The sequence below is a fragment of the Enterobacter sp. 22452 genome, assembly GCF_052045065.1.
Classification (GTDB): Bacteria; Pseudomonadota; Gammaproteobacteria; order Enterobacterales; family Enterobacteriaceae; genus Enterobacter; species Enterobacter mori.
The window spans coordinates 1-11,887 of sequence record NZ_JBQEOB010000018.1 but is presented as its reverse complement, the minus strand read 5'-3'; the positions used below and the strand labels follow the sequence as shown (position 1 = coordinate 11,887).

8 protein-coding genes are annotated in these 11,887 nt (G+C 53.7%); 2 read left to right on the top strand and 6 right to left on the bottom strand.

Annotated elements, in window-relative coordinates; all coding sequences use genetic code 11:
• The 5 genes from tnpC (ACTJJA_RS23785) to ACTJJA_RS23765 all read right to left on the bottom strand — a co-directional run.
• Positions 1-910 (bottom strand): IS66 family transposase (gene tnpC / locus ACTJJA_RS23785; RefSeq protein ID WP_440669335.1); only part of this gene is annotated, 910 nt, incomplete at its 3' end.
• A 42-nt stretch (positions 911-952) separates the two neighbouring features.
• A complete protein-coding gene (gene tnpB / locus ACTJJA_RS23780) occupies positions 953-1,333 on the bottom strand; it encodes an IS66 family insertion sequence element accessory protein TnpB (protein ID WP_440669333.1) in 381 nt (126 codons plus the stop codon).
• Positions 1,320-1,649: an IS66 family insertion sequence element accessory protein TnpA gene (tnpA, locus tag ACTJJA_RS23775; RefSeq protein ID WP_440669332.1), complete on the bottom strand. Its 330-nt coding sequence runs from the start codon at positions 1,647-1,649 to the stop codon at positions 1,320-1,322. The genes tnpB and tnpA overlap by 14 nt, the downstream gene beginning before the upstream one ends.
• 165 nt (positions 1,650-1,814) lie before the next feature.
• A complete protein-coding gene (locus ACTJJA_RS23770) occupies positions 1,815-3,011 on the bottom strand; it encodes an IS110 family transposase (RefSeq protein ID WP_440669331.1) in 1,197 nt (398 codons plus the stop codon).
• A 256-nt stretch (positions 3,012-3,267) separates the two neighbouring features.
• Positions 3,268-4,077 carry an RHS repeat-associated core domain-containing protein gene (locus tag ACTJJA_RS23765; RefSeq protein ID WP_440669330.1) on the bottom strand — a complete coding sequence of 270 codons (810 nt, stop codon included), beginning with the start codon at positions 4,075-4,077 and terminating at the stop codon, positions 3,268-3,270.
• Positions 4,078-4,563: 486 nt separating this feature from the next.
• Here ACTJJA_RS23765 and ACTJJA_RS23760 point away from each other — a divergent pair, with 486 nt between their 5' ends.
• Positions 4,564-8,727, top strand: coding sequence for an RHS repeat domain-containing protein (locus tag ACTJJA_RS23760; RefSeq protein WP_440669329.1), 4,164 nt, complete (start codon positions 4,564-4,566; stop codon positions 8,725-8,727).
• Positions 8,728-8,823: 96 nt separating this feature from the next.
• A complete protein-coding gene (locus ACTJJA_RS23755) occupies positions 8,824-10,839 on the top strand; it encodes a hypothetical protein (RefSeq protein WP_440669328.1) in 2,016 nt (671 codons plus the stop codon).
• Positions 10,840-11,254: 415 nt separating this feature from the next.
• On the opposite strand, the gene tnpC (ACTJJA_RS23750) is transcribed toward ACTJJA_RS23755, so the two are convergent.
• A partial coding sequence (gene tnpC / locus ACTJJA_RS23750; protein WP_440669327.1) for an IS66 family transposase occupies positions 11,255-11,887 on the bottom strand: 633 nt, incomplete at its 5' end.

Here is an 11,887-nt window from a genome sequence, read left to right as displayed (position 1 = left end):
TCTTCAGGTATTCCGCCGGGTATGCACTACTCCTGCCGGGCTGACTGTCGAAGCAGACGATAGCAGGGCCGCTTTTTTCACCGCTGACGTAAGTCCACAGGTAGCCGGAGCGGGCTTTACCGCCTTTTTTCGTGTCCAGGATTTGCAGGGGTGTTTCATCGGCATGCAACACATCGCGAGTCAGCAGCATCCGGTGCAGGGATTCTGCCAGTGGGGTAAGCGCCGCCCCCGCACGCCCGACCATATCGGCCATCGTGCTGACGGGGAGATGGATATCCGAGCGGGCCAGCACTGGATGTTGACGGTACAGGGGCATATGGTCGCAGTGCTTGCTGATCACCACCTGGGCGATGAGTGACGGCTCTGCCACACCTTTCGGGATAATGTGCGCAGGCATATCATCGCTCACTACCCGCTGGCAACAGGTGCAGCTATACTGCGGACGAACGTACCGGTTAACCACAACGCGGGCCGGGATATATTCCAGTTTTTCGCTCACCTCATCGCGAATGTGACGCAGTGCGCCCTGGCAGTCAGGGCAGCTTTCGGTTGAGGCAGGTTCGATAGTTTTTGTGACACGCGGGAGATGAGCCGGTAGCGGTTTTCGTGCCGGACGTTCCGGGGCGGCTTTTTCTTCTGCCGGGAGCAGCGTGTCCAGTTGTGCTTCAACAGCAGCGATATCCGCATCGACATCCTCTTCGAACAGAGAGCGTTGCATGCCGGCCAGCGTCTCCCCCTTTTTTCCGAAGCGCTGCTGGCGGGCCAGTTTCAGAGCCTCTTCCAGCAGAAGGATACGTTGCTGGAGTTTTTCTGTCTCAGCCTGTTCAGACATCACTTTTTGCACCATGGTAAGCGCCAGAGTGCGAAGCTGTTCGATGTCATTGGTGGTGGTGAGAACGGAGATATCCATGCGGGTAATTATACCGCATCCGGCACGGATAATCATTATTGTTCATAAGGTTATGTTGGTTTCTGGTGCGGATTCAGCGGCATCCCGGAAGACCCATTTTGTGAGGTCGTGTCCTTTTACCTGCTGCCAGTCAACACCGCTGACGAGCCAGCTGAACTCATCAGGCGTGAGGGACCAGGCGACCTCATTTGCCCGGGGCCAGCGGAAGTGGCCTTTGTGCAGACGGCGAACACACAGCCAGACGCCGTGCTTATCCCAGCGCAGCACTTTGATGCGCGAACGGGCTTTATTGGTGAAGACGAAGGCGGTCCCTTCATGCCATGACGCCTGAAGTTCGTCCTGAACATACTGTGTCAGCGTGTCGATACCCCGTCGCATATCGACGGGTTTAACCGCGAGAAAGACATTTTCAGGCGTCAGCATATTTGAGGGCCCTGAAAACATCGGTCAGTTGCGAAGGATGGCAGCACATCCGTATCCCGCCGGGCAGAAAGAGAGTGACGGGCTCATTCACCGCGGGTGAAAAGGGTGCTGCAGGTGGTGGTGTTTCGGTGATATGAACAGGGAGCACAGCGGGTTCGCTGGCCCGTCGTTCAGCTTTTGCGACATCCTGGGGCCATTCACGAAAGGAGGTGAAGGGAATGTCGTTAAGTTCGCAGTACTGCTGGCGGGTAAGACCACTGGCCCGCCAGCTGGCGACATGCTGTTTATTCTGTTCAATGAACCATCGTTGTCTCATCCGTAAACATCCTTCATCAGTAAAAGATGACGATGATATTAGCTGCTGAAATAATTAAGAAAATATGAGTTCACCGGATGCATACACTGCGACCACGGAACACGAAGATACAGACGCATCAGGCTGGCATGTCGTAACGTGCCCCTATTAAGTTGTCAAGCATGTTTATGACGCCGTAGGGGTATAAAAAGTCCCGTCGCGCATCATGGCGAACAGGACGTCACAGCGCCGTCTTGCGAGAGCGATAAGCGCTTGGTTGTGTCGTTTTCCCTGGCTTATTTTGCGTGTGTAGTAAACCTTGGAGATCGGATCCCTGAGCGCAGCGAAGGCCGACAGGAACAGCGCCCGCTTGAGCGTTTTATTACCCCGCCGCGAGGGATGTTCTCCTCGGATGGAGGAGCCGGAGCGCCGGGTTACCGGTGCAAGACCGGCATAGGCTGCGAGATGTGCGGCAGAGGCAAAGGCGCGACAGGCGACCTCAGTGAGGAGTCTGGCTGCGGTCCTGACACCGACTCCGGGCATGCTGGTCAGGACCGGGTAAAGAGGGTGAGCAAGAACCCGCTGTTCCACCTCAAGGGCCACCTCGTCTCTTTGCTTACGCAGTGTGATGAGCTGGAGTGCAAGGCGTGGCAGAACAACGACAGCGGCATTCGTGCCGGGAACGACGACGGTTTGCTGTGTCAGTGCCTGGGTGATGTCTGCTGCGAGGCGTTTACCCAGACGAGGAGCTAACTTGCAGAGCTGGGCAGCCAGCTTCTTCTCACTCAGCGAAGCAAGTTTTTCGGGTGAGGGATATCGCTGGAGAAGATCAAGTACAGCCGGGTGATCCAGTCGCGGGCCGAGAATGCGCTCCAGAGCCGGATGTATCTGGGTCAGCAGACCGCGGATACGGTTGCTGGCCTGGGTTGTTTGTGCGGCGAGATCGTCATCGAAGCCGCAGAGCATGGAGAGTTCGGCGATTTGCTCGTCAGCCAGCTTCAGCGTGCGTAGCGCGTGAGGTAGGGTACGGGCAGCTTCGGCGATGATGGCCGCATCGCGGGCATCAGTTTTAGCTTCACCGGCGTGTAAGTCGGCGATGCGACGCATTGCCAGCCCGGGGAGGTATCCGACAAGGACGCCTTCGGAGCGGGCAACGGCGACAGGTAATGCGCCGATGGTGGCAGGCTGGTCAACAACCAGCAGTATCTGACCATGCTGTTTGAGGTCAGATATCAGCGATCTGAGTTTGGTTTCGTCGTTGGGTAATGCTTTGTCGAACAGGCGTTTACCTGAACGATTAACAGCAACAGCGTGATGGGTATCTTTACCGACATCAACGCCAATAAAAACCTCGACTGATTCGTAATCGGTGGATTCGGTCATTCTGTCTCCCTGTTTATACGGGTTAACCAGATAACCACGGGGAGCAGGTACCGGCATCCACGTTACAGACGGTCTCGGCAAAAGTGCCTGACCTGGCCCCTATTAGCGGTTACCAGCGCCCCACCAGACCCGGTGACATCACCCCTCGGATCATGAACGACTGGGGGCAGTAATCATGCCGGGTCTGGCTGGCTAACACCCCATTATAAGGGGTACGAATAAGGTAACGGGGGCAGCTACTCGAGCTAAGAACGACTTAAAAAAATAGTCGAGCCATATTTGTAGTTCCTGATGTCTCATCAATGATATTGCCATATGCTGCTCTTGTTGACATAACTTCATTTTGACCGGTCAAGAGCACATTTCGCTTATTTTCAGACAGATTTGCAATATAATTATTCAACGGATTGTTCTTGTGAAAATTACTTAGATTCCCTACTCTCATATTAATTTTTCCAGATGGAATTTCTTTTCCATATTTTTTATCTGCCAGATTGTACAGTTCGACAGCTCTGCTCTTATTATCCCTGTCCCAGTAAGTTGCTCTAAACTCTAAAGTTGTGGAGTCGGCTCTCTCAAACTTAGCCAACGCATCAAAATCCCGAACTTCTGGAGGAAGGACTGTACTATTATTTTCTGAAACAGTAGAAATGATATCCCCATCCGTAATGTTATCAGAAACCAGAGCTTTCGACACTGTGGCAGTTTCAGTTTCAGCTTCAGCTTCAGCTACAGCTACAGCTGTAGTCCCAGCTGTAGCTTCAGCTGTAGCTTCAGCTGTAGCTTCAGCCACAATCCCTTTTTTGGCTGCTTTCAACCCCACTCTTACAAGTAGCCGTTCCAAACAGCTAAAAAATCCATGTCCTGAAGGGTCACTTCGGTTAATCGGATTGCTGCCACAGTATGCAAATCCGTGTACACCACCCGCCCCGAACGGGCTCATACTGTCCTGACCCGCAAAGCGTTTCAGTACCGGATTAAACCCCCGGTAACCGTTCCCCAGCAGGTAGTGCCTGCTGACGCCTGAACGTCTCTGCCCGGCATATCCGATTGCTGTATCACGCATATTTATTTCTCCTGAAAAAATGAAATACGTTGTCTGTTAAGTGCGGTTTACTTTGGTTTCATTTTCATCTGCACACCGGCAGAAATTTATTTTTGATTTATCCATCACAGTTCTAGAAAAATCATGCCTCCGGATTCTCTGATGGCATTCAGAATATTTCGAAGTTAAAAATAACACATTGTTTTTATTAATTAAATGCATTCGCCTTGATCCTTGATTTTTTTAACTACACCTCACAGTATTCAGTACGGGTTTCAGGTATACAGGATAAATCAGTCGGCAGAATCACTCTGACTTTTTTATACTCACCTGCGAGGCAAAATTTGCCCCGTTTTCGACAGAAAACTTAATTCTAATATACCTGTAGCTGTACAGGTGCTCCCATCCAAATCGGATGACCAGACAGAAACTTTATCCAGACGGACTGCGGCAACATTTGCTGTCACTGTCCATCGCTCCCTTACTGACACGACACAGGATAACTCTATGGCTCAGTATTCCATGGCCCGTAATAGTTCAGATTACCTTTCGGGAAAACCCGATGCCCGTACAGGCTTGTTTGCCAAAACCCTAACCCTGGCATCCCTGAAGGGAAACTATCTGGCAGGGCCTGAGTTTAAACTGCAGGTTGGTTTCAACCCGCAACAGGGCTTTATCAATGACCTGACCCCTTTTGGTTCCGGCTGGGGACTGTCGATTCCGGCTTTCAAGCGCAGCTCTGATTTCGGCGACGGGCACCTGACCCTGCCGTCCGGGAAAAGTTTTTATCTGGAGGACCTGACGGACGGTCCGGTGGCAATGGAGGGGTATTTGCTGAAGGATGTGCAGATTAGCTGGGACAGCTCAGCCTGGGAACTGAGCGTCAGACAAAAAAATGGTGATTTGCATGTTTATGCAGCCCTGCCGGGTGACCAGAGCAGTGGCAATCTGTACCTGTCCCGGACCACCTCAGAGGAAGGCCGCTCCCTGTATTTCAGTTATGACAACAGCCAGTTCATTCTTGATGGCAGCATGCTGGTCTGTCTCACTGGAGTGACAGATGATACCGGTGCTCTGCTGGCGTCCGTCGATTACAGCGGCGCGGCTGGCGGAGGTACCGTGGTGACCCTGGCCTCCGACGGCAGTCTGGCCCGTCAGTTCACTTTCCTGCAGGAAGGTAACTCTCTGGTAACGATATCCGGCCCGAAAGAGTATGAAGCCCGTTTCACCTATTATGATAACCTGGCCGACGGCGGCGTACCGATGTATCTGCTCTCCACCGTGGCAGATACCAGCGGGTTGTATGAGCAGGTCACCTACAGCGAGGCAAGTGACCCGGCCAGCGGAGGTATCACACTACCCGGTGGTACTCAGATTCAGACCACCGTCCGGGAATACCGCCGGGCCGGTGATTTATCCGATAACAGCACAGACTATATCGCCACCTATACGTTCGCCCCGCCAGATGCAAGCCAGTACAACTATCTGGGGAACCCCGTCATCCCCAATAGCCAGGTTGATGAGCGCACTGACAGCCTGCTGCATTACGACGGCGCTTTTACCTACAGCAGTGCTCTGACCGAAACCCTGACCCGGCTTAAAAAAGACGGTACGGCAGATGTACCCGTGAATAAGGTCACCACGTCCACCTGGAACAAGTTCCACTCCCTGCTGAGTAAGGTGGTGACATACGATGACGGACAGCACACGCTCACCGAAGCGCTGACCTATGCCGCCAACGATGGTGTGATTGACGGGCAGGTGCCGACCTATGCCCTGCCGCTGACGCATACAAAAACCTGGAGTGACGGCAGTGTCAGCAATACTGAGAGCCAATCTTTTACCTGGGATGATTTTGCCAACCTGACTGCCCGGACGAATAAAGCCGGCATAAAGACTGCGCGGGAGTATTATCCTGCGACCGGCGAAACCGGTAGCTGTCCGGGAGACCCGTACGGTTTTGTCCGCCACCTGAAAACAAAAATCATCACTCCGGGAACGCCATCGGACGCAGACCTGCTGCCTGCACCGGTTCGCCAGTATGAGTATACTTACGACTCTGTGAACGGATATAACGGTACCACGCTTATCCGCCGCTCCGGAATGACACAGTCTGAAGGCGCTGATAAAACACCAGTACTGACGAAATCGTGGACCTGGCAGATCGACACCACCCTGCTGAATGCAGCCCGGCTGGCGACCTCTGCTGTCTGGCTGCCTGCAGCGGACAGGAGTTACACCACCACAACAACCCTGAGCTACAGCCTGGAGGATAATAACGCCACGCTCAGGACGGTTAATACCCACACCGGATATGATGGTCTGGTACATAAAGAACGGGCCGACCACAGTACAGTGTCCGGAAAACGGACTGGAACCGCGGATATTACCGTCTCTGAAAGTTCTCCTGAAGTAACCATGTACTATGAATATGATGCCCTGGGGCGGATGACCTGGAAGATTGCCTGCCAGGACAGTCCATTTGAATCCGCTCAGTCATACAGTTATTCACCTTCATCCCTGCAGGTGGATATCACCCGCCAGCGCGGATTGAACCTCAATCCGCATGTGCAGTATGTTCCGGTGACAAATCCGGTCAAAACGACCACTGATGCAAGGGGGGTTAAGAGCCAGTCCGTCACCGACAGCGTCGGTAATACCCTGAAGCAACTTCAGCAGGATGCGGATGGTATTGTATCTTCTGACACCCTGGCGTTTTACACTGTCAGTGAAACCCGCTACGACGGCGAAGGTAACACGCTCCGTTCGGTCAGTTATGATTATTACGACCGGAACGGGACGTCGTCTGCAGCTGCGTCGGTATCCCTGTATGATGAGTGGGGTGAAGAGTGTGCCACCGTATCGCCGGACGGTCATACCGAAACCTCCCGGCATGACCCGCTGACCCGTATCACATACAGCTCCCTGACCGGCACTGACGGACAGGACACGCAGAAGCAGCGTGTGACAGAGGATATCTCCGGTAATCCTCTGAAAACCGAACGTCTGAATGCAGCGGATTCTGTCTACAGCACGGAAACCTCCGGTTATGACGGGCTGGGCAGGAAAGTCAGAAGTACGGATGCACTGAACCAGACATCCTCCGTGACGCTGGATGTCTTTGACCGTCCAAAGTCGGTCACTCGTCCTGACGGTTCCGTCATGACGCCGTCCTGGGCGTCGCACAGCACGAAAAAGCTGATGGTGGCCATTGCGGTGGCGGAAAGTGAGGTCACGGGGGCTGACAGTTACACCTATGGCACCCGCTCCTTTGACGGTCTGGACCGGGTAACCACCATGACGGAGGGGGGGCGCCAGTCAGTGTACACCTATAGCGATGGCAGCGCGACTAAACCGGAAACGGTGAAAACCCCGGCCGGGGCCATCCTGACCTACACATATCAGACGGAGCTGAATGAGGCGGTTCTGAGCGTTATCTCCAATGCGGGTGGTGGTGAGGAGGCTGCGCTGGCTTTTACCTATGACCCGGCAACCGGCGATGTCCTGACTTCCGACAGTGACACTGCCGCTGATGATTTTGCGCACCGGACTCTGACTTACACCACATCAGGGCAGCTCCGCATCAATCAGATGGACTACCAGCTGAAGGGGACTGAATCGGCTTCCCGCAGTCAGTCGATGACGTATTCGCTGGGTGGCAACCCGGTGACCAGCTCCGATGCCGGCGGGCTGACGCATGTCACCTCATATGACGGACTGGGTCGACAGGCGGGCTACACCCTGACCTCTGACCCGTCCTCCCCGGCAGGGACGCTCACAACCGTGACGTACCGTTATGACAGCACCGGCAGCGTGGACCAGACCACCACTACCGACAAGATATCAGGCAACGTACAGATCACAACGGTGACCCGGGATGCGCAGGGACGTGAATCCGGGCGTACGCTGGCAGTCAGTGGCACGGTCAGCGGTTCACAGGAGCTGGTGCTGGTCTATAACCTGAATGACCAGGTGACCACCCGGACCAGCACCCGTGACGGGCTGTCCCTGCGCACCGAAACCTATGATTACACCCCGCTGAACCAGATGAAGACGTACACCTGCACCGGAGACTACCCGGACTCTCCGGAAGGCTACCATCTGACCGGGCAGCAGTTCACCTTCGATTTTATTGGCAACATCCGGACCGTCATCTCTGACCTGCTGGACCCCGACGGAAATCCGGTAACCAATACGGCCACCTACACGGCGGGCAATCCGGACCGGACACTGCTGGCCGACATCACCAATGATGTGTTGACAGCGTGGGACCTCAGCCTGAGCTATGACGGCAACGGCAATATGACCACCGATGAACAGGGCAGGACGCTGGCCTACAACAGCCGCAGCCAGCTGATGAATCTCAGCGATGCGCAGGGGACGCTGGGCTGGTTCCGCTATGACGCGGACGGTATCCAGCTGGCAGAGAAGAAGGAGACCGATACTGACCCGACCACCCTGTACTACCAGTCCGGCAGCGTGCTGATGAACGAACTGCAGGGCACCCGGAGTTCGACCTATATAAACACGCAGGCCTGCGTGTTCCGGGGGGCAAGTGAACCGGATGCAGTGCAGTTGCTGGGCAGTGACCAGCAGGGCTCGGTGGTACAAATCAGTGACGACAGTGAGGTGGCCTGGCGGGTGTACGACCCGTACGGGTACAGCAAGTAAGCCGTAAAGCACGGTAAGGCCCGGCTTCCGGGCCTCACAAAAAACGGCGTCCGGTCGCTTCCGGCACGCTGACCGCAACAATACGAGGACAACGCAATGACGATTAAAGACTCACAGCTAACCATGACCATCACCCAGGAAATGGTGAATAACCATTATCCGTACTGTCTGCCTTATGGCATGGCCGTTGTTACACTGGACCTGGATACCGGAGGGGCGACAGACGTCGCTGGTTCCGAGCTTGCCGTCACTCCCCCGACCGATGCCGCAGGTAACCCTTTGGGCACCATCACGTATATGACTCTGCCAGGTTCACAGGGGGGATATTCATTCTCGCCGGGCAGTAATGCTATCCTGGTTACCGCGGACTCGTTTAGCTGGCCGCCAACCTGCCAGGTGACGGTGAAGCTGAATCCGACAGACACGCAGTATCTGTCTACAGGCTCTAATATTCATGGTATCGCCGAGTATATCCCGTACGGTGGGAACATCCAGGGCACCATTAACTACTTTCTTACCGTCGCCAAAATGACAATTACCGGACAAAAAAATGAGGATGGCAGCTACCCAGGGATTAAGCCCGGAGAGACGGGCACCGTGACGCTGGAGGTCGATACGCAGGGCAGCCTGGATGCAACAGGTGCAAAGCTGGTCATTGCTGCTCCGGCCGGTACTACCATTACCGGTGTCAATCTGCCATCAGCAGCGGCAGGCACCTGGACACAGACTCTCAGCGACAACGGCAGTTCGGCCACCGTCACTCTCACCGCTGATGGTATTCTGTGGTCGTCCTGTGAGGTGACGTTGCAGGTAAATGATTCAACCTACGGCGGAATTACTGAAGCCAGTGCTGAGTATTATCATACCGGCAGTGAATCAACCACTCCTGACGCCACAGGCCAGTACGGCATAGTGGTACAGGCTGTCAACCCGAGTTCTATTTCCCTGAAGGGGCTTTACCGTGATCTTGGCAATACCGTTGGTGGTACACGCAACGTTTACAATAACGGGGTGATGTGCACCAAATTTTACGCTGGATTCAGTTATGATGCAGACGAGGGCGACATATCAACCGTACAGGATGTGATTAACTGGCTCCAGAATAATGCCTCGCTGCGCACTTGTTCGTCTAACCATATGGACAACGGCGTGCCTTCTGACTATGGCTGGATCAGTTTTGGAAACAGCGACCCGAACGACGGGAAATTTGTTTTTGACACCCAGGTGGTTGTGCCTGCCAATAATGAAAATTGGAATCAGGTGCCAGGAGACGCAGTCTGGCATTATGAGTATTTTCTGCAACCGACTAAAGGCAATATGACTCCCGTCAACGTGTATCTGAAGTTCGATTATACGGATGCTCAGGGTGAGACGAAAACAGTCAGCACCCTGAGCAGTGTATTGCTTACCCTTAATCCTGATACATGGAATAATGAAGCATGTTTCTACTTATATAAAGACGAAACCAATAATGTGGGAGCAGTCAGATATAATTCTGAATCGACCCCGTATTACAATGAAAGTATACATTACATTTTGGGATGGGATGGCGAACCCTACAATATGACGGTTTCACCCAGTGCAGATCAATATGAAAGTACAAGTAATTACGAAGCCGCATACGAACTCCCTTGTAACTGTACCGCCGACCAAAGCGAGGAATTCGCTTATAACAGAACATTTTATGTTGTTGCCTGTGATTATAATAAGAATAGTGTCGTTGCGCTGATTGATAATCGTTCCCCGGGCATGGCATTTACGGGTGGGCATGACAATATTGACGTATATGGTTTTCAGAGTCAGAAGGTAGGAATTGGTGTATATTCAATAGTCAGTCGTATTATATGCTATTCGATGATTCAGAAAACTATTTCATCGACGGTACAGAGCGGGGCTGCAATAGCTTATTGGCATGACGGGAGTAATATTGAACAGTATTCAGGTGACACAACGGATGACCATCTGGATGTATTTGAAGCCTCTGTTGCGACGATTTCAGCACGGGCTTTAGATAGCTTTGGTCAAAGAATAGACTTTAGTATCACCTTTGGCGATGGCGCGCAGGTGATGAGTGACTGGAGCCTGAATTCAGTATCACCAGTCACTGACTAATTTGTGAGGGGTATCATTTTTAACCGGTGTAATACCGGTTAAAAATGAAGAGAGTGGTCGGTTCCGTCAGGTAGCATCAGGGGCTCTGCCGCATTAAGGAGTCGTCAGGTAACATACTGTTTTATTTGTGATGTTACCTGACCATGCCGCTGATCCGAAATGCCTTCAAACGCCTGCATTATCCCGTTGATAGTATGCATCCGGTGAACTCATATTGACAGGGCCGACGAGATCGGCCTCAGGTTTCCCCGGGAGGCGTTCGTCAGGTGGTGAAGTACTGAGTAAGGTGTTTCGCGCCTGTAGCGCAGGAACTGAGTCTGGTGTGTGGTCGCTCTGAAGCCACGTGATATGCGGGTTGTCGCTATTTACGTTGTCAGGTGCGCAAGTCCTTAGTGCGGACATCGGGGTCTTTCTGTCAGGCGCCTCTGTCCCTGAAGGTGAACCCCTGCAGCGGCAGCAACGCGTCCAGGCCTTCTTCCGGCCAGCCAGGTAACCGTTGCAGAACGTCCGTCAACCAGGCATGCGGATCAAGGCCATTCATCTTCGCCGTTTCCAGCAAGCTCATGATCCTGGCGGCTCGCTCGCCCGCTGCAACCGAACCTGCGAAGAGCCAGTTTGAACGCCCCATCACCACCGGCCTGATGGCCCTCTCGCAGCGATTGTTGTCCAGTGGCAACGCGCCATCCTCCAGGAACCTGCTCAGCGTGGTCCGTCGTTTCAGTGCGTACGCGACTGCTTTACCCAGCGCGGAACTTTCCGGGCACGCATCTTTCTGCAGCTCAAGCCATTGCCACAGTTTTTCCAGCACTGGCCGCGCATAACGCTGCCGCCACTGGCGGATCTTTTCCACCGGACGGTGGCGGATCTTCTTTTCCAGCCTGTATAGCCCGGCGATCTGTCTGACCGCCATTTCTGCCCTGGGGTCCTTACTCGCTTTATAAAGATCGGCGAAGTTTCTGCGGGCATGTGCCCAACAGCCCGTCAGTGCGATCCCTTTGTTCTGCGCGGCTAGGGTTTCATAAGCCGGATATCCGTCGACTACCAGACT